The 18,317-nt window shown below is 46.5% G+C and carries 15 protein-coding genes and 3 pseudogenes; 13 read left to right on the forward strand and 5 right to left on the reverse strand.

Features of this window, described 5'->3' with window-relative positions; genetic code table 11:
* Positions 1 to 67: 67 nt before the first annotated feature.
* On the reverse strand, positions 68 to 952 hold the full coding sequence (locus tag BP97_RS0119975) for a LysR family transcriptional regulator (RefSeq protein ID WP_028550697.1): 885 nt from the start codon (positions 950 to 952) through the stop codon (positions 68 to 70).
* A 145-nt stretch (positions 953 to 1,097) separates the two neighbouring features.
* Here BP97_RS0119975 and mdcA point away from each other — a divergent pair, with 145 nt between their 5' ends.
* The 8 genes from mdcA to BP97_RS0120010 all read left to right on the forward strand — a co-directional run bounded on the left by mdcA (position 1,098) and on the right by BP97_RS0120010 (position 8,603).
* Positions 1,098 to 2,750 carry a malonate decarboxylase subunit alpha gene (gene mdcA / locus BP97_RS0119980; RefSeq protein WP_028550698.1) on the forward strand — a complete coding sequence of 551 codons (1,653 nt, stop codon included), beginning with the start codon at positions 1,098 to 1,100 and terminating at the stop codon, positions 2,748 to 2,750.
* Positions 2,751 to 2,760: 10 nt separating this feature from the next.
* The gene (locus BP97_RS36910) at positions 2,761 to 3,654 is read left to right on the forward strand and encodes a triphosphoribosyl-dephospho-CoA synthase (protein ID WP_051620791.1); all 894 of its coding nucleotides are present in this window, start codon (positions 2,761 to 2,763) and stop codon (positions 3,652 to 3,654) included.
* Complete coding sequence (locus tag BP97_RS0119990; RefSeq protein WP_442952381.1) at positions 3,623 to 3,922, forward strand: malonate decarboxylase subunit delta; 300 nt, start codon at positions 3,623 to 3,625, stop codon at positions 3,920 to 3,922. The genes BP97_RS36910 and BP97_RS0119990 overlap by 32 nt, the downstream gene beginning before the upstream one ends.
* Positions 3,919 to 5,373, forward strand: a complete 1,455-nt coding sequence (locus BP97_RS36915) for a biotin-independent malonate decarboxylase subunit beta (protein ID WP_331281314.1) — start codon at positions 3,919 to 3,921, stop codon at positions 5,371 to 5,373. Before BP97_RS0119990 ends, BP97_RS36915 begins: the two co-directional genes overlap by 4 nt.
* A 24-nt stretch (positions 5,374 to 5,397) precedes the next feature.
* Positions 5,398 to 5,628 carry a hypothetical protein gene (locus BP97_RS41605; RefSeq protein WP_331281315.1) on the forward strand — a complete coding sequence of 77 codons (231 nt, stop codon included), beginning with the start codon at positions 5,398 to 5,400 and terminating at the stop codon, positions 5,626 to 5,628.
* Complete coding sequence (locus tag BP97_RS0120000; RefSeq protein ID WP_028550700.1) at positions 5,619 to 6,245, forward strand: malonate decarboxylase holo-ACP synthase; 627 nt, start codon at positions 5,619 to 5,621, stop codon at positions 6,243 to 6,245. Before BP97_RS41605 ends, BP97_RS0120000 begins: the two co-directional genes overlap by 10 nt.
* A gap of 24 nt (positions 6,246 to 6,269) precedes the next feature.
* Positions 6,270 to 7,214, forward strand: a complete 945-nt coding sequence (gene mdcH, locus BP97_RS0120005) for a malonate decarboxylase subunit epsilon (RefSeq protein ID WP_028550701.1) — start codon at positions 6,270 to 6,272, stop codon at positions 7,212 to 7,214.
* 66 nt (positions 7,215 to 7,280) lie between these two features.
* Positions 7,281 to 8,603 (forward strand): ABC transporter substrate-binding protein, encoded by a 1,323-nt coding sequence (locus BP97_RS0120010; RefSeq protein WP_197035503.1) that lies wholly within the window; start codon positions 7,281 to 7,283, stop codon positions 8,601 to 8,603.
* A gap of 937 nt (positions 8,604 to 9,540) precedes the next feature.
* Here the strand turns inward: BP97_RS0120010 and BP97_RS0120020 are convergent.
* Positions 9,541 to 11,418 carry an LTA synthase family protein gene (locus tag BP97_RS0120020; protein WP_028550703.1) on the reverse strand — a complete coding sequence of 626 codons (1,878 nt, stop codon included), beginning with the start codon at positions 11,416 to 11,418 and terminating at the stop codon, positions 9,541 to 9,543.
* Positions 11,419 to 11,612: 194 nt separating this feature from the next.
* Here BP97_RS0120020 and BP97_RS40730 point away from each other — a divergent pair, with 194 nt between their 5' ends.
* Both BP97_RS40730 and BP97_RS36920 read left to right on the forward strand, forming a co-directional pair.
* Positions 11,613 to 11,828: a hypothetical protein gene (locus BP97_RS40730; RefSeq protein WP_197035508.1), complete on the forward strand. Its 216-nt coding sequence runs from the start codon at positions 11,613 to 11,615 to the stop codon at positions 11,826 to 11,828.
* Positions 11,740 to 12,417, forward strand: a pseudogene (locus BP97_RS36920) (NAD(P)H-dependent flavin oxidoreductase); the annotation flags it as partial. The gene BP97_RS40730 and the pseudogene BP97_RS36920, both read left to right, overlap by 89 nt.
* 160 nt (positions 12,418 to 12,577) lie before the next feature.
* On the opposite strand, the gene BP97_RS0120035 reads toward BP97_RS36920, so the two are convergent.
* Positions 12,578 to 13,102 (reverse strand): hypothetical protein, encoded by a 525-nt coding sequence (locus BP97_RS0120035; protein ID WP_028550705.1) that lies wholly within the window; start codon positions 13,100 to 13,102, stop codon positions 12,578 to 12,580.
* A gap of 555 nt (positions 13,103 to 13,657) precedes the next feature.
* Positions 13,658 to 13,875, reverse strand: a pseudogene (locus BP97_RS41120) (phosphonopyruvate decarboxylase); the annotation flags it as partial.
* On the opposite strand from BP97_RS41120, the gene BP97_RS0120045 reads away from it, so the two are divergent.
* Positions 13,833 to 14,507: a glycosyl hydrolase family 95 catalytic domain-containing protein gene (locus BP97_RS0120045; RefSeq protein WP_028550707.1), complete on the forward strand. Its 675-nt coding sequence runs from the start codon at positions 13,833 to 13,835 to the stop codon at positions 14,505 to 14,507. The pseudogene BP97_RS41120 and the gene BP97_RS0120045 sit on opposite strands and share 43 nt — an antisense overlap.
* 545 nt (positions 14,508 to 15,052) lie before the next feature.
* Positions 15,053 to 15,284: pseudogene (locus BP97_RS39785) on the forward strand (sigma factor-like helix-turn-helix DNA-binding protein); the annotation flags it as partial.
* Positions 15,285 to 15,774: 490 nt separating this feature from the next.
* Here the strand turns inward: BP97_RS39785 and BP97_RS36925 are convergent.
* Positions 15,775 to 16,635 carry a helix-turn-helix transcriptional regulator gene (locus BP97_RS36925; RefSeq protein WP_051620792.1) on the reverse strand — a complete coding sequence of 287 codons (861 nt, stop codon included), beginning with the start codon at positions 16,633 to 16,635 and terminating at the stop codon, positions 15,775 to 15,777.
* Positions 16,636 to 16,957: 322 nt separating this feature from the next.
* Between BP97_RS36925 and BP97_RS0120055 the strand changes: the two genes are divergently transcribed.
* A complete protein-coding gene (locus BP97_RS0120055; protein ID WP_051620795.1) occupies positions 16,958 to 18,274 on the forward strand; it encodes a Gfo/Idh/MocA family protein in 1,317 nt (438 codons plus the stop codon).
* The last annotated feature ends 43 nt before the right edge of the window (positions 18,275 to 18,317 follow it).

Below are 18,317 nucleotides of genomic sequence, written 5' to 3' on the forward strand. Positions count from 1 at the left end.
CTTAGACCATTATATCGGACCATATTCATATTGAATAATATATAATCGTATATGGTTTAAATAACTGTTAGGTTATATGTCGAGCTTCAGCTTCGTGGAAATATTCGATAAGAAACTCGCGGAAAGTCCGTGCTGCTTGCCCTAGATAATGGTCCTTTTTCCAGTGCAGCTCTATGGACCTGGAACAGATAGGATGCTCAATTTTCAGAAGCCGTATGGATTCATCTGTAGCGCCTTTCCATGTAATGGAAGGGATAAATGAAATGCCTTGTCCCGCCCGTATGAGGGCTCTCACGGTTGCTGGATCATCGCTTTCGAAAGTGATGCGAGGGATAAATCCTGCCACTTTGCAGAAGGCGTCGGTCTTCTCCCGCAAACTACGACCTCTCTTGAGGCTGATTAGACCTTCATTCGCGATCTGTTCCAATCGAAGGCTTGCCTGGTTGGATAGAGCGTTATCCTTTGGGACAGCAAGTACAATTTCTTCGTTCAACAACACAGTCTTTTCTGTACCATGAAGGCCGATCGGTAATGAGGTTACACAAAGATCGAAGTTTGTTGACGCGGTGTAAGTGTCATGCTGGGAAAGCTGAAACGTAACATCCGGGTGAAGCGTGCGGAACTCTCTTATTAAATTGGGAATAATGGAGGAGGCGACATCGAAACTTAAGCGGATAGTACCTTTCACTTCTCCTTCTTCGTCCTGGATCTCATTTCTAGCTTCGTTCAATTCATTCAGCGCAGCTTCGACTCTCTTCAAAAATCTTTTGCCCCTTGTGTTCAATTCGATCCGCTTGCCTTTACGGTCAAATAAGGATGCACCCAGCTCTTCTTCGAGAGTACGAATCATTTTGCTTAAGGCCGGCTGGGAAACTCGTAAATCTCCGGCTGTACGGGTTATATTCTCGGAATGTGCCACCTGTTGGAAATAGATCAGTTGTTGTAGTTCCATAATGTCATGTCCCACCTTTATATCAGTTTGGTTATATCAACTATATTTAAATATGTATTTTTATTAATAAAGAATCAAGCTTAATATTAATAGAAAAGTGATAACCAGTTCCTGCAAAGACAAAGGATATGGAGGTTGATCGAGCTTGCAAAACACAGAAGTTAAGTCACGTCGTTGGTCAGAGCGCCGTGACGAGAAGTTGCGACGATTACTTGCAGTAAAATCATGGTTAAATGGAAAATGTCTGTCTGCCGAGCGGATCGTGGATGCATTGGAGGTCTTGATTCAATCAGGAGATAAGGTTGTGCTCGAGGGGAATAACCAGAAGCAGGCATCTTTCCTCTCCGAATCGCTCGCCAAGGTATCCAGCAATCGAATCAATCAGTTGCATATGCTGATCAGCAGTATCTCAAGACCGGAGCACTTGGATTTGTTTGAGAAAGGGATAGCCAGTAAATTGGATTTTTCCTATGCCGGTCCCCAAAGCCTGCGAATAGCACAGCTGGTGGAAGATGGTCTGATTGAACTAGGTGCGATTCACACTTACCTTGAGCTATACGGACGATTGTTTATCGATTTGACTCCGAACGTAGTATTGGTCGCAGCTGATAAAGCAGATATAGAGGGAAACCTTTATACCGGTCCCAATACGGAGGAAACGCCTACGATTATTGAAGCCGCAGCATTCTCAGGTGGTATCGTGATTGTGCAAGTAAATGAACTGGTCGACAAGCTGCCTAGAGTGGACATCCCGGCTTCATGGGTTGATGTTGTGGTACAAGCGGAAAAACCTTATCAGCTCGAAGCGCTATTTACCCGAGACCCGCGTCAGATTACGGAAGTTCAGATATTCATGGCGATGATGGCTATCCGAGGCGTATATGAAAAACATCAGGTTCAATCCTTGAACCATGGGATTGGCTTCAATACAGCTGCGATTGAGCTGCTGCTTCCGACATATGGAGAAAGTCTCGGGCTGAGGGGGAAGATTTGCAGGCATTGGGCGTTAAATCCTCATCCGACCTTAATTCCTGCAATCGAAAGTGGTTGGGTAGAGAGAGTACACTGCTTCGGCGGTGAAGTGGGCATGGAGAAGTACGTGGCCGCACGATCAGATGTTTTTTTTACCGGACCTGACGGCAGCCTTCGCTCCAACCGGATGATTTGTCAAGTGGCGGGCTTGTACGGTGTAGATATGTTTATCGGGTCTACCCTGCAAATGGATCGTGATGCCAATTCATCCACGGTTACAGCCGGCCGGTTGGCGGGTTTCGGCGGGGCGCCTAACATGGGTAGCGATCCGAGGGGACGAAGACATGCGACCCCAGCTTGGCTAGATTTGATCACGCAACAATCTCCTATAATAAGAGGGAGGAAGCTTGTGGTCCAAATGCTGGAAACTTTTCAAAAAGGGGGGCAACCGGCTTTCGTGGATTCTCTAGATGCCATTGAAGTAGGCAGACAGGGCAACCTGCCTGTAGCGCCGGTCATGATCTATGGGGACGACGTTACCCATGTCATAACAGAAGATGGAATCGCTTACTTGTATAAAGCGCAAAGTATGGAAGAAAGAAGGATGGCGCTCGGAGCGATCGCGGGAATGACGCCTCTGGGGCGGGAACATGACCTTTCCTTGAATGATAAGATGCGTCAGGATGGACTGATTGCCTTCCCTGAGGATCTTCAAATCCGGAGAACCGATGCAAGAAGGTCTTTGCTCGCCGCCAAAAGCATTGAGGATTTAATCGATTGCTCCGGCGGATTATACGAACCTCCGGATAAATTTCGAACTTGGTGAGGTGGTTGCAATGTGGGCGGATTCCGACAAATGCGGGAAACAATTGGCCGATTGGGCAGTGCAGGCGCTGCTTGAGGAGGCGGAGCTGACTCCAAAGCCAGGATTGGTTGACAAGCGCTCCTCAGGAAGCCATGACAATATGGATATTTCTTTAATGAGGTCGTCCGCTGTGGCTCTCCGCACTTGTTTCGAGGCCATGGGGAAGGCAGCATACAGCCGTAATCCGGATCAGGAATTAAGAGAAGAACTGGCTTTCCTGGGACGCAGCGGCGAGCAGGAGATGATGCGGGTGACACAAGGTGTAAACACGCATCGCGGAGCGATCTGGGCTCTCGGCTTGCTGATTGCCGGTTGTGCTGTTCACTGCAAGCCTGTATCTGCATCGGAAATTGCGGCGGTCGCCGGCCGAATTTCAAAGTTTCCTGATCGCCGTGCCCCCCTGCAACGGACCAACGGAATGGAGGTTACGCAAAAATACGGGGTTCAAGGTGCAAGAGGGGAAGCGCTGATGTGCTTTCCGCATGTAACCCGAATCGGACTTCCCATGCTGCAGAGGATGAGAGCGAAGAAGGCTCCTGAACAAACTGCCCGCCTTCATGCTCTGCTGGCCATCATGGCCAGTCTGCAAGACAGTTGTCTGCTTCACAGGGGAGGGCTGCAAGCGCTTGAGGCGACGCAGCAGGGTGCCAGAAATGTGCTCAAGTCAGGGGGCATGTGTACAACGTCGGGCCGGGGAGCGTATCGGCTGCTCGAACAAAGAATGTTAGAGCTTCGTCTTTCACCGGGGGGAAGCGCGGATTTGCTTGCGGCAGTACTGTTTTTGGATAAAATTCAAAACGCATCAGGTAATGTGTTTAAACCGCGAGGGGGATTTGACAATCGAACATCTACACTTTCAGTATAAGACCGAGCTCCGCGTTATAAAGAGAGGGTGCGTCGGCGTTGTTGCTTCAGGGGATCTAGAAATTCTGGTAGAGCCCTCTCCGAACGGTATAGCAGAGGTCAACATCAGAACCCAAACGGAAGGGTACGGGCAAATTTGGCAGGCCGTTTTCGACCGATTCTTTCAGACTTATAACATTACCGCACAAATTCAAATCAATGATTTCGGAGCTACACCGGGGGTAGTGAGCCTGCGTTTAGCCCAAGTTGTGGAGGTGATCGATTTATGAGCCGGCAGCTCCGCTGCAATAACAGCTTTACCGAGCTCAGTGCTCGGGAAAGGGCCCAGGCCGTGCTAGACGAAGGCTCCCTTAGGGAGCTTTTGGACCCGTTTCAACGGATTGAATCTCCTCACCTCGCTGTACAAGGTCTCGTTCCGCAAAGCGATGACGGCGTTGTTGTGGCCAAAGGAATGATTGATGGAGAGCCGGCAGTGTTGGTTTCTGTTGATGGCAGATTTCAAGGAGGAGCCATTGGCGAGGTATCCGGGGCCAAAATCGCAGGGGCGCTAGAGCTGGCTCTGCGCGATAATCTAGCGGGAATCCCTACACGCGCGGTGCTCCTATTGGAAACCGGTGGAGTTCGTTTGCAAGAAGGAAATTATGGTCTGTTAGCCATCGCAGAGATCCATGCGGCAATCGTTGCACTAAAGCGCTATCAGCCAGTAGTTTGCGTTATTGCAGGCATGATCGGCTGTTTCGGAGGAATGTCCATTGCAGCTGGGCTTTGCAGCGCCATTATAATGACTAGGCAGGGCAGGATGCAGCTGAACGGTCCGGAAGTTATTGAACAAGAGGCGGGAATCCAGGAGCTCGACTCCAGAAACAGGCGTCTAGTCTGGTCGATGTCGGGTGGGGAACAGCGGTATGCGGTCGGACTGGCCGACAGGCTGGTGGAGGATGAGGTGGAGGAAATCAGAGATGCCGTTCGCGCCATCTATCGGTTACCTAAGACCCATTCATCCAGAAGCTCACAGGTAGATCGATTTCTCTACGGTTTATCTAAGCTCGATGCCCAAGAGCGCTTAACACCGGATGCTTTAAGAAATCTTTGGGGGGACTTACGTCAGCCGGAGCGCGAATTCGTACTGCCTTCATTCGGGCAAGATCTTGGGATCGTTGAAGGAATGAAGAACAGCCGCGGCCGGAGCTTTTTCGATCGATTAACGAAAGCGCATGAGCGGGTACCGACCGGAACCCATTCTGTCTTGTCGGCGGATTCGCAGCTTGGACAGGAGCGTGTGCGGATTATTGCCGTGGTGCCTGATGCAGGAAATCGCTTTTACCGAGCCAGAAACGGAGAAGTTGGTTTGGACGAAGGATGGAGGATTGCCGATTGTGTTAGGCGAGTCGTAGACGAAGACAAGGACCGGGATAAAAGGGCCATTGTTGCGATCGTAGATGTTCCGGGACAGGCTTATGGATATTCAGAAGAACTGCTTGGCATTCATCAATCCTGTGCGGCTGCTGTCGATGCCTATGCAACGGCGAGGCTAGCCGGGCACCCCGTTGTTGCGTTGATCGTCGGCCAGGCTATTTCAGGCGCCTTTCTCGCCCACGGCTTGCAGGCCAACCGAATCATAGCGCTGGACGATGCGAGCGTGAACGTACAGGTGATGTCCAAACAATCGGCAGCGAGGGTAACCCGGAGACGAATAAAAGAGTTGGATGAGACAGCGTGAAAAATTGCCGCAACCGCGTACGATGTGAAATCATTCGCCACGCTCGGTGCGCTTTATTATATTCTGAAGGGTATCCATGCCGATCTTCCCACATCCCGTGACATGGAGGTAATCGAAAGCGCATTGCTGCAAGCGATCACCCACGCACGCCAAACTCCAGCGGATTTGAGCAGTCGGCTTCAATCCGTTCAAGCTCAGGCTTCACGCTCCTTATCGATTCACGTTCGCAGGGAACTCACTGAACAATGGAACTGAAAGTTCATGATTTGCTTAGGATTCATTCGTCTGCTGATTTAGAGTGTGTAAGTACAGTTCCGGAATGGGTACACCTTGCATTGAAACGGGCACCATGGGTGGTCGTCCGCCGCAGTCCCGTTAGTAACGGCCGTATCCCTGTAGGTGTGCGTGGAATGGGCCGTAATCAACGCTTCGCCGCATTTCTTCCCATTCGATTCGTTAATGAGGTCGTGACCCCGGTACAACTAGCGATCCAAGCACGGTGGCGAGAGTATTCCCTCAAAGCGGAATCACAGGTTTTCTCCCAATTGGAAGAGATCGCTGATTATTATAACCGAGCCGGTATCTGTTGGGGGCTGACGGGCAGTATTGGATTTGAACTGGCCAGTGGTGCCGACACCGTTCATCCTGGAAGCGATATTGATCTGGCGATTTATTTGCCTCAGCAAGTGGAGTGGGAGACCATTACGGGTTGGGATGCCTTCAACCAACGTTGCTCAGTCAAGGTTGACTCATTACTGGAAACACCGGCAGGTGCTTGCTCTTTATCCGAGCTTGCACGGCAGGAGAAGTCCACGGTTCTTATGCGAACCATGAATGGCCCGGCGCTGGTGAAATGTCCATGGACCATCTGAGATATAAGGAGGTAGCCAATATCCATGACTATGGCGTTTCTTTTTCCAGGCCAGGGATCCCAATATCCAACCATGCTGCATCAATTGCCGGATCATCACGTTGTAAGAGAAACGATCGAGGAAGCTTCATGCATCTTGAATACCAATATTCTGGAGTACGATACGGAGGAAAATCTAGCCTCTACAGTTGGAGTGCAGCTTGCACTCTTGTTATCAGGTGTGGCCATGGCGCGAGCTCTTATTAACTGGGGAGGTTTGCCCTCCTTTGTGGCCGGCCATTCGATCGGTGCATTCGGAGCAGCGGTTATTTCAGGCGTATTGACCTTTCGCGATGCACTTCATCTTGTCCAACTACGAGCGACCCTGATGAAACAAGCTTTTCCTTACGGGTATGGAATGGGGGTTATTGTGGGTTTGGGTCCAATGCTGGTGCAGCAGCTTGTTGTTCGGAACGCAAGCAGCGCAGATCCAGTCTATATCGCCAACATCAACGCTTCGCACCAGGTTACCGTTGCAGGAACGATCACAGGAATTCGTCGAGTTCTGGATTCTGCACAAGGGCTAGGAGCACGTAAAGCTGAGCTGCTAAGGGTAGCCGTACCTTCCCATTGTCCATTAATGGAGTCTGTCGCCAGCAATCTAGAGAATACGATCAGAAGTGTTTCACTAAAAGAACCGCAAGTACCTTATATAGCGAATACAACCGCCCGGCTATTGCGGACGTCCGAAGCGATTCGCGAAGATTTGATTAAGAGTATTGCCAAACCAGTCCAATGGCACGATATGACAAAACAGTTGTATGAACGTGGAGCTCGGTTATTCGTTGAGATGCCGCCAGGACTTGTTCTATCATCTCTGGTCAGATCTTCCTATCCGTCCGCTCGAGCAGTTGCCATATCTGATACGGGGGTTGATTCACTGCTTTATCTGATTAAACAGGAGCAAGATCGTAACGAGCTGGGAAACTGAGATATTGAATTATTCCCGATAAAAACGAAAGCATACTAACCAATAATAAAGGGGCGGTAAATGGTTATGAAACAGTTGATGTTTATGAAACGATCAAAGATACATCTGTTGGTTTTTCCTTTTTTACTGTTGTTGGCGGCAGGTTGTTCAAACGGCGGAGGCGAGATGACTTCAGCGGATAAAGTAGATGATGGCAAACCTAAAGCTCCGGTCACCCTGAAAGTACTTTTTTCGAACCCCGGGATGACAGATGAAATCTTTCAGCAGCTTATCGCTGAGCCAGTGAAGCAGCTGTATCCGCATATCTCTTTTGAAACAATCAAATTTCAACCCGATTTTGGACTCAATGAATTAATAAGCGCTGGAGAAATTCCTGACCTCATTTATGCAACTCCGTATATTCAAAGTATGCTCGACAGCGACATTCCGCTTGATTTAACAGAGCAACTGAAGAAACATAATATCGATACGTCACGGTTTAATCCAACCATTATGGATGCGATCAAAAGCTTCGGCACTAAAGGAGAAATTTATTCCCTTCCGTATATGAGCCAATCGTTCGCATTATGGTATAACAAAAGTATTTTTGATCGCTTTGGCGTCCCTTACCCAAAGGATGGCATGACCTGGGATGAGGCGATTGAGCTCAGCAAAAAGTTAGCCCGGGTTGAAAACGGCGTACAGTATCGGGGAATGGTCGCCACCCATGGCGGGATTGCGACGTTTGCATCTTCGCTGTCAATCGAATTGGTCGATCCAAAAACGTCGAACGCGCTTGTTTCGGATCACTGGAACGCCGTTTTCGCCAAAGGGAAAGCGCTTTATGATGTTGTCGAAAATCGGCCCCTCAAATTGAATGCAAGCAATGTTCAACTGTTCGTAAAGGATAAGACACTCGCGATGGCGCCATACTGGACCGGTGGCATGATCGGAAATTTAGCTCTGGTGAAGGATCTTGACTGGGATGTTGTGCAAGCACCGTCCTTTACGGAAGCGCCTGATAAATATTATCAGGTCGATTACCATCAATTTGTAGTCAGCAAAACAACAAAACATATCGATGACGTCATGGATGTTTTGAAGGTGATCGTATCGGATGAAGTTCAGGCGAAGGCTGCCAGGATGGGGAAAGAAACAGTGCTTACGAATCAGAGCATTATCGATCAGTTCGCGCAAGATCTTGATTTTGTCAAAGGCAAAAACCTGAAAGGCATCTTTAAGAGCCAACCGTCCAATATGATTTACCAATCCAAATATAACGGTGCGGTATCGGGTGCGATTAACGCAGCATTTAATGATGTATTTGAAGGTAAATCGGATATCAATTCAGCATTACGAAAAGCTAAGGAAGAAGCAGACAAAAAAGTCGCCGAGTTGAAGGTACAGTAACCTTATCGGCACAAAGCGTTTCTACATTGATGTTGTAAGGGGAAATTCGAGTCAATAGGGCTCGATTAATACGGATTGGTTTCTTATCTCGTCGTTATTGTTATTGTTGCGTTTTTTTCGAGAGACGAACGATAAGGGGGACATAAACATGGTGGACTTGGCATGAAAATCGTTGACACCGTTCTCAACGATGATGACGGCAAGTCGTACTTTCATTATTCCGGTGCGAAAGGAATTCGAGGTTGGGAAATGCTTACATCACAGACCTATGATTAAACTATTCAAGAATTATGGAGAGATGAAGATGGACATTTCGAAGCCGGCAACAGGATTCTGGCGACACACACATTTGCCGGGATACCTTCTACGCTTAGAATATCCTCCAGAGAAGGCTGGTTCACCTCCTGTCCAATGACACAAAAGTACCTACATTATCCACTTAGAAAAAGCTTGAGATATCAGGCTTTTATTTTTTTATGTAGGGAGATTCTACTTTCTAGAGAATTGGAGTAAAACAAGGAGTAAGTACCAAATTGATCAAACATTAAAGGTGTTTACCAAATCATTAACGGGGGACGATAGCATTCCTGTTGCGTTAATTATCAGCTTTGCAAAAAAACAAGCGCCTCGGAACGATGGGAGTACGCAACGGGTGATAGCCCTTGCTTGATCATCGGGTATTTGTGCAGCTAAAGATTTACGGGCCGGTTGAGGCGGTATCGAAGGTTCGTTCGTACTCCCCATAGCCGCTGCTCCGAAACCTCAAATCCCCCAAACAAAGAAAGGGAAAGAGGGCCTGCCATCCATTTTAAAAAAGACCTTCTGTCCATCGCGTTCTTCCCTTTCCCCGAGTTTTCTACATGAGGCTGTTTTCGTTATACTGCGGCGCTTTTTTTCCTCCTAGATCGCGACTGCATCCAATTATGGAAATTACTAATTATCGCTTCGGCAGCAAATTCACATATTGATCCGACAATTTCATCAAGGTCATGACGTAGTCATAATCGCCCTTGTAGGCCTGGAAATCAGCTACAGGCTGAAGAGTCTGCAGGGACACAGCCGTTCCGTCATCGAATCCTTTTCCAGGGACAAACAGAATATGATCATTAAAAAAGGAGCCGGAAGGCAAATAATATCTCATGCCGAAGGCATTTTTCCGGATATTTAACAGATCCTGACCAAAGTGGACGAAGCCCTCCTCCTTCAAAGAAATGCCAAGCAGGTTGGCAATCGTCGGCATAATATCGAGCTGTCCCCCAACTTGATTCATCACTTGACCTTTGGTTTGGCCCGGCATATGGATAAACAGCGGGATGTTAAAGCGGGTGATTCTTTCATGATAAGGAATCCCCAGCTCGCTGCTAAGTACATCCGGCTTAATGTCCTCCGGCTGCAGCCCGAAATGGTCGCCGTAAGCGATGAAAAGGGTTTGATCCCACAGGCCGGTGCTCTTCAGCTTATCAATAAACGTCCCAAGCGCATAATCGGCGTAATTGGCAGCTTCCAGATAGTTACCGATCTCCTGTCCCTGTAAGGCAGCCGGTATCGGCATTTTCTCGAATGTTACCGGAACTATGAATGGGAAGTGGCTCGATACTGTTATAAACTGCGCGTAGAATGGCTTTTTTTGATTGTGTAGTTCGGTAAGCTCTTCGAAGCCTACGCGGAACAATTCTTCGTCGGAAGCCCCGAAAGAATTGAAATTGTCGTTCGTATAATACGGCTTGTCAAAATAATGCGTAAACCCGATCGCAGGATACAACTTAATCCGATCCCAAAAATGAATATCGTTGACATGAAACGTATCCGCTTCGTATCCTTTACCCTCAAGCAGCCTTGGAAGACTGGGGAGCTGCCGATCGCCGTAACCTGTTGACATGGGAATCGTCCCCGTAGGATAAATGGATGTATTGGACATGAATTCGGCGTCGGATGTATTGCCTTGGCCGATCTGCTGGAAAACATGCGGGAAATAGAAGCTTTCCTGAGCCAGCTTATTAAGCACAGGCGTCAACTCCTTGCCCTGGTATGAGAGGTTAATCAAAAAGTTTTGAAAAGCCTCCAGCTGCACGACGACGACGTTCATTCCCTGCTGGGCTGCGAAATAGTTCGGCTTTTGATCAGGGCTTGCCGTCGGATTATATCCATAACCGGCTTCCACCTGATTGATCACTGTTCGTGCTTGCGTCAAATTTGAGAATGTCATTTTGCTTTTTTCGGTTATCCCGTTGATGGCCACGGTTACCTCGTAATTCATAAGACCAAGCTGCTCGGCCCGGACGAGCTCATTCGTGATGCCTTTGTCCATTTTAACGAACCAGGCGCAGATTCCCAAACAGACCAGGGTTACAATGATGAAAGACGACCGCCGCACAGGCCGGTCGGCGCTCAGGATCGGGCCGCGCTTCCTCGCTGCAAGCCAAATCACGAGGCCAAGTACGAGGTCCGCGAAAAATAAGTAATCCAACGGATGAATCGTCGCTTTAATGCTCGACGAAATTTGCATAAGCTGTTTGATTTCAAGGATGGAGGTATAGGTAACAACCGACCCGAAATGCTCAAAATAAAGGGTAGCCGCAAAACAGATTAGCGACAAAGTGGCATTGAATACCCAATATGCATACCGCTTGGCGCGATGCGAGAAGCAAATCTCTATGATTCCGGTAATTACAAGGAGACTTGCCAAATCCAAAAGCCACCACTTCAAATCGACTGTATCAAAAAGAAAGTAACGCAGTAATGCGAACTTCACCCACAAAATAAAGGTAAATACAAAAAACAAATGTCCCCCTGCCCTGATCCCGAACTGCGTCATGGTACCTCCTTCATTATGCGTATAAATTTCATATATGTCTTATTGCATTTTTTGACCAAAAAGACCGAATCTAAACATTCCAACCGTATATCTGCGAACTTATTTGCGAATATGAAAAAAGGTGTAACGTTCAGTCTAATGGATTGCCGGACTTTCGGGTTCCTGTTGCTGGGGACCAGAGACAGAGAGTTCACATGATGGGGAAAGCAACGGAACTCATGCTGCAAGCGGCTAAAGTGAAACCGGTGGGAAAGGTGTTGGATGTCGCCGCGGGAATAGGGGAGCAATCCATAATGGCGGCTCGTCTTGTCGGTCCGCATGAACCCTGCCTCTATTCTAGAGATACTGCAGCCTACAGATATCCGCACATTAGTACTCGTTTCCTAGCGCAGACAGGCTCAAAAAGCTGAACAACTCGGTGCATCTGCTGTGATTGTCGTCGGGCAGGAGGGAGGAGGGCACATCGGACGTGACGGCGTTGGAACCATGGTGCTCGTGCCTCAGGTAGTCGATGCCGTGAAAATCCCTGTCATTGCCTCGGGTGGTATTGGGGATGGCCGTGGATGGATGGCAACCCATGCACTTGGAGCGGAGGGAATCGAAAAGAGCACACGCTTTATCGCGACCCAGGAATGCGTTGATGCATCTGCTTCTTATAAAAAGACCTTAGTAGAGAGTTCAGAGTCGGATACAACTGTTATCAAACGTTCCATCGGTTCACCTGGCAGGGTATTGCGAAGTAGCTACATCGATAACACTCTCGCCATTGAACGTATGACACCTACCTATGAGGCGCTAAAAGAATATATAAGTGGCGAAGCCAACAAGCGCTGGATTTACGATGGCATCATAGAAGAAGGCTTCGGCTAGGCAGGCCAAGTGACCGGCATGATCCACGATATTCCTACAGTTTCCGAGTTGATCGACAGAATGGTTAAAGAAGCGGAGAGTATTCGTAGAAAATGGGGCACCATTGATAATCATAACAAGAGAAAGTAGCACATCGTCCTACACCAACATTTGTGGGACCAAAAGTTTACAGACAACATGACATGGCAGCTATACAAACAGCCCCCGAAATTATCGAAATTATACTTTACCTTACTTCTAAGTCTCAGTTCATACTGTTGATTATTTTAAAGTAAGCAGTTAATGCTAATTATTTACTAAAAGTTAAGCTATTTTGAATATGCTTGAGAATAGGCGAGTTTTGTTCATAATAATCTCTTGGCATATCTATTGAAACCTCCAGTACACGATCAAGATCATCGATGACTATGATTTGGACGACCTGATCAGGGAGTGAAGCATTTTTAAGTACATTAAAGTCTGTTTTATAGGTCAACACAGTCATATTTTTTTTGAGCTTCGTTTCCTCACTCAGTGCAAAGACACCTTTATATGTGTTCTTTTCCCAGTCAATGAACTTGCTTTTATACACATTTCTTGGGTAAGGGTACGCATAAATATAAAAAAATCCATATTTGTCTTTTCCAACATCTAGTCTATACGATATTTCATTTTCCGAATTTTGTATCGGGGTTTGGGTCCACTCCTTAGGAATACTGACCTTCAATCCATTAAACTTTACAGTCTCATAATTATCTGATTTGGACTGTGGGTTGCAGCCGACAGTCATTACTCCTGTAATAAACAAAAACAATAAAACCTTTAATCTTCTCATAATTCATCTATGCTCCTTCGCTACCTTGTTATGAAATCCTTCAAATATTAATTACCAAACAGAACAGGATCCCCGCCATGATAGACATCAGCCCGATGGAAGTCATCTGCCAAAAGAATTAAAGTATATATCGGCATGATAGAATTAAATATTAACCTCATTTGTGATATAGCCAGATGAAAGGAGCGATTTTGAAAAAACACGAACAAAATACAATCTTGATAACAGCAAGTATTGCTACAACCACGGGCTTTTCCCTTTGATAAACCAGTCTTTAATACATTGCTACAAATGGAGCCGCGTAGAATGTTCTACCCCCTCTGGATAAGGGCGAAATGAAATCGCTATTTATAAAGGGGAACATTGTGTATAGATGCCCATTGACCTGAAAGGAAACTAGAAGTAGGGGAGTGATCTGTTGTTCTTGTCTGATGAAAATACAACTAAAATGGAAGCTATTCCACCTACGGGAAGACTTAATGCGTGAACACGGTGTCTTAAAACGAATCCTTTTCATTTATAGAGAGGTTACAAGACACCTAATTGGGGAAAAGCATCAGCATTAAATGTCCCTTTCTTGACGACAAAGAAAAAGGGCGGTTGTGAGCAATATGCTGGTCTGCTTGATTCAGTTGCAATTTGACTTCCTCTAGATTGTTTGAAAGATATTGCCATTCCACTTGCATCAAATCCAGCAGCTGTGTCGTAATCTGGCCCATCAGTTCATGCTGTGGCTCATCCGGGATCCGAGGATTTCGAAGACGAGGATATCCATCATCGACACGTTTCTCATCTTGTAGGGGTTTATCCGGGACAGCTGATTACGGAGCAATCTGCTCCCGATCTATTCCATGCAGCGAAGACATCGCTTGATATCAAAGGAGACGGAGGAACGGGGTGGAGTCTTGGCTGGAAAATCGGCCTATGGGCAAGATTCAAAGACGGCAACCGTGCAGAGCGTTTAATCTCGAATTTGTTGACACTCGTAGAGAGCAATAAGCCAATTAATTATTCTAGAGGCGGCGTATATGCCAATTTGTTCGATGCGCATCCTCCATTTCAAATCGACGGCAACTTTGCTGCAACTGCAGGGATCGCAGAGATGCTACTGCAATCGCACCAAGGATTTTTAGATCTTTTGCCGGCATTGCCCTATGCTTGGAAAGACGGCTATGTAAAAGGACTTCGGGGCAGAGGTGGATACGAAGTCGATTTGGAGTGGAAAAACGGAACCTTGTCAAAGGCAGTAATTGCAGCTTCAAAAGCACAGGCTTGTGAAGTGCTTACAAAGCAGACGATAGGGATTACCCAAGACGGTGAGGAAGTGGATGGTTCCCGAATGGAGGACGGTCATATCCAGTTCCATGTTGAAAGCGGAAAACGTTACGTGATAACAGTTGTTTAAGCATGCCGGAAGAGGGGCAGGAATTGACAAATTTTATCCTAGCAATCTACTAAAAAACAGGTCTGGTAGAATTGGATCGCTTTGAAGAGACGTAGTGAGCTTAAGTATTCAATCCGTGGCTAGCAAATGTGTCAAGCTTGCTACCTTCTTCTTCAAGTATCTACCAGAGCTACGTAACCTTATTTACACGACCCGGCCTACTTGATAGAAAGCTACCACCGACAACTGCGTAAAGTGACCAAAAAAGGATTCCTGAGGGGCGTTATCCCAGCAGTTTCCCCGCCTGGACATGGATTGTTTTAATTTCATTTTCTTAACCATTTTTTGAAAGAAAAATATATTAAATCAATTAGTTTTAGACGTGGTGTATAATGCGGCTGCTGGCATCGACCGACAGTCGGTACCGGAATAACCGTTATCGCAATGTGCAAAGAAGAAATATTAAACTGAAATTTAGGTCTAAGGTATAAGTATGACAACCCCCAAACTGCATAGGTAAACTGGCCAACAGTTTAAGAAGAAGCTTTCAAAAATATCGTCAAAAAGATAAAGTGCAGTTGAAGATCGAAAAGTCAAAGATATATAAAAACTTGGACATATTGGATGATCGTGAAAAAGAAGTTGTGGTTGGCCGTTTTGGGTTAGAGCATGGCGGAGAAGAGCGGACTCAGCGGTAAATTGCTAAGGAGCTGTAGATTTCACGGAGCTACGTGTCATGGATAGAGAAAAGAGCTCTCATGAAGCTATATCATGAGGTTTTATAAAGCAAAAAGGTAAACAAAATAAGAATGGCCTGCCAGGCCTCTAAAACATTTGGAAGTAGGTTATGAATTGGACTGAAGCAGTGATGTATGTATTAATATATAGATTACCAGTTAAGATGAGTAAAAAAGGACATCCGCTAGCCCCGTTCGGGAATTGATGCCCAACTGAACGTAAATAAATAAACAAACTCATTAGTCAGTTACAGGTTTGTTTATTTATTTATACTATGACTGTCTTGCTAAAACCCAATGTAGCAGTGGCGAAGCTTTTGGCCAACAAAATAACTCCTCAAGAATTTGGGGTTAAAATGCAGGAGTTAGAGAGATAACCATATCCGTAATAGAGAGGGGAGTGTATCGCTCCCCCCTTCCCGTTACAGAGGAATATTGCGTTGATCGCGTTTTAAGCAACAAGACAGCGATACATTTTTGAATATTGAGGAACTGAGGTTCCGGAAAAAAACAATCCCGGTATGGTGCCGAGTGCTTAGTATAAGTATCTATCAAAGTTCGTTAAATTGGCCCATTAACGTTTTCCGATATTCGGAGGGCGATACACTTTTAATTTGTTTGAATATCCTCGAAAACAAGTAAGGATCCTCATAGCCGACAGAGCTTGATATTTCTTTAAGCGATATGGCCGGATTGAGCATATACTGAATGGCTTTTTCAATTCTGAACCGACACAAATACTGTTGTGGCGTAACATGAAGATGTCTCTTGAATAACTGCCCCAAATAGCTGGCATTCAATCCGACATAGCTGGCAAGGTCGGTCATTTTAATTTTTCTAAAAAAATTAAGTTCGATATATGCCAGTGCCTTCTTGATATATCGTTCACTTTGAAGTTCTGTTGGAAGGTCCATTACGGCACCGGATGCGGCCTCCATTAATTCCGAAAAATAAAGATAAAACAAAGACAGGACCTTCATCCTCGTTATTTCGGAGCATGGCTTCTGGTTGTGCAACAACTTCTGATCGACGAGTTTTTTCAAAGTGTGGAAAATATCGTGCTTGTCTTCGATTGCATAAACCGGCTGCTCATAGGACAACCCGGCTTGGCGAATGATATGATCAGCCTTGAGTCCATGGAAGCTGAACCAAAAATAAGACCACGGCTTTTCCCCCTCCGCTGCATAACGATGGACCGTTTCCGGAGGTACGACAAAGCCTTGCCCCGTTTCAAGCTGGAACGTTCGACCGCCGGTCTCCAGCACACCGCAACCTTGCACAAGATGTAAAATATAGTAATGGTCCCGTATGACTGGGCCGTATCTGCTCGAACTCTTGGCGCCTGCATTCCAAATTTTCAAATCGTCACCGTTGCCCACAACATTGGTTAACGCTCTTCGAATGTTCACCATCCATCTCCTCTCCTTGCTTTAAATGTTCCTAGAATTAGTCCATCTTCTTATATAAGTAACACATGTCCAATCGAAATAAAAGGGTTTACAATTAAAAGGTAATCATCTCCGGTACTTTCAAATCTACTACCAAGGACCAGCAGGTTACTCTCAACTTTATCAATATTCCGCTATGTTTGCGGTTAGAGAAGCGCTTCAGATCTCTTAAATAAAGACATTCAACCGGAGCCGGAGAAGAAAAATTAGTAGAGCTAAGAGCCCGCACAAATACTCACTTAATGTTACTATTTCTTAAAAATTAAGAAAATTGGGGGAATTCGAAATGAGCCATTTAGATGTGAAACAAAACGATATGCAGCCTATTAAAGTCGTTATAGTTGGAGCCGGTCACCGCAGTCTGATTTACGCTTCATACGCAAAGCGACATCCCGAGCATATGAAAATTGTCGGCGTCGTTGAGCCGGATATCGAGCGCAGAAATCTAACCAAGGAGCGCTTCGATATACCGATGGAAAACTGTTTTGCCGATCTTGAGGAATTTGCTGGCAAGCCCAAAATGGCCGATGCCGTTATTAACGGTACTTTGGATCATATTCATGTAGCCACTTCGATTCCTCTGCTTCGAGCGGGCTATGACATCCTGCTGGAGAAACCGATCGGTGTTAGCCCGGATGAAGTATTAAGACTGTATGTAGAAGCTCAGCGCTATGGCAGAAAAGTGATGATTTGTCATGTACTGCGATATGCACCATTCTACGAATCCATTCGCCGTCAAATAGCTGATGGAGTCATTGGGGATATCGTCAGTCTGACATCGAGCGAGAAGGTCAGCTACGATCATATGGCTATGGCTTACGTAAGGGGGAAGTGGGGGAACAAGGCCAAAAGCGGATCCTCGATGCTCATGGCCAAAAGCTGTCACGACTTGGACATCATGACCTGGATGAATGGAGATGTCAATCCAGTGAAAGTCAGCAGCTTTGGAAGCTTGCTGCAATTCCGAGCTGAAAATGCACCTGCCGGTGCAGGCACCCGGTGTCTGGTTGATTGCTCTATTGAGGAATCCTGCCCTTATTCAGCACGGAAAAACTACATTGAGCAGCGCCTGTGGAATGCATATGTAACTTACAATAAACATCTGGGTGTCGCAGTAAGTGATGAGGAATTGGCGGAATCGCTGCGAACCGATAGCCCGTACGGACGCTGTGTGTGGCATTGCGATAACGACGTGGTCGATCACCAGACGGTCATTGTAGAATTCTCGGACGGCAGCACGGCGACTCACGTTATGACCGGCGGCGTTTCTAAGCGCGGACGTTCTATCCACATTATTGGGACAAAGGGTGAAATACAAGGAGAAATGGAAGAAGGAGCTTACGTCATACGTCATCCGGATGCCCGCAAAGGCCACAGATATTCTGAACACCGTGTTGAGATTGGAGTGTCAAATGATATGCACGGAGGTGGAGATTTGCGTCTTGTCGAAGACTTTATCAAAGTACTGAGCGGTGCAGAAACATCCATTTCCTCCACATCACTGGAAAAATCGCTCGATGGCCACTTGATTGGATTCGCCGCTGACCAATCTCGAATCGAGAATAGAGTCATAGAGCTCAAGGAATGTAAGTATACGGGCTAATGGATGACCAATTGGATCAAAATGAACGGGAGTGGAGTGATAC

It is taken from the genome of Paenibacillus sp. UNC451MF, from assembly GCF_000686845.1.
Taxonomy (GTDB): Bacteria; Bacillota; Bacilli; order Paenibacillales; family NBRC-103111; genus Paenibacillus_S.

Bases quoted from the DNA above. Each gene is read 5' to 3' on its own strand.
- BP97_RS0120055 (WP_051620795.1), top strand. From the start codon at position 16,958: ATGAGCCATTTAGATGTGAAACAAAACGATATGCAGCCTATTAAAGTC.
- BP97_RS0119975 (WP_028550697.1), bottom strand. From the start codon at position 952: ATGGAACTACAACAACTGATCTATTTCCAACAGGTGGCACATTCCGAG.
- BP97_RS36910 (WP_051620791.1), top strand. From the start codon at position 2,761: ATGTGGGCGGATTCCGACAAATGCGGGAAACAATTGGCCGATTGGGCA.
- mdcH (WP_028550701.1), top strand. From the start codon at position 6,270: ATGACTATGGCGTTTCTTTTTCCAGGCCAGGGATCCCAATATCCAACC.
- BP97_RS0120035 (WP_028550705.1), bottom strand. From the start codon at position 13,102: ATGAGAAGATTAAAGGTTTTATTGTTTTTGTTTATTACAGGAGTAATG.
- BP97_RS0120000 (WP_028550700.1), top strand. From the start codon at position 5,619: ATGGAACTGAAAGTTCATGATTTGCTTAGGATTCATTCGTCTGCTGAT.
- BP97_RS0120020 (WP_028550703.1), bottom strand. From the start codon at position 11,418: ATGACGCAGTTCGGGATCAGGGCAGGGGGACATTTGTTTTTTGTATTT.
- BP97_RS36915 (WP_331281314.1), top strand. From the start codon at position 3,919: ATGAGCCGGCAGCTCCGCTGCAATAACAGCTTTACCGAGCTCAGTGCT.
- BP97_RS40730 (WP_197035508.1), top strand. From the start codon at position 11,613: ATGATGGGGAAAGCAACGGAACTCATGCTGCAAGCGGCTAAAGTGAAA.
- BP97_RS36925 (WP_051620792.1), bottom strand. From the start codon at position 16,635: ATGGTGAACATTCGAAGAGCGTTAACCAATGTTGTGGGCAACGGTGAC.
- BP97_RS0120010 (WP_197035503.1), top strand. From the start codon at position 7,281: ATGAAACAGTTGATGTTTATGAAACGATCAAAGATACATCTGTTGGTT.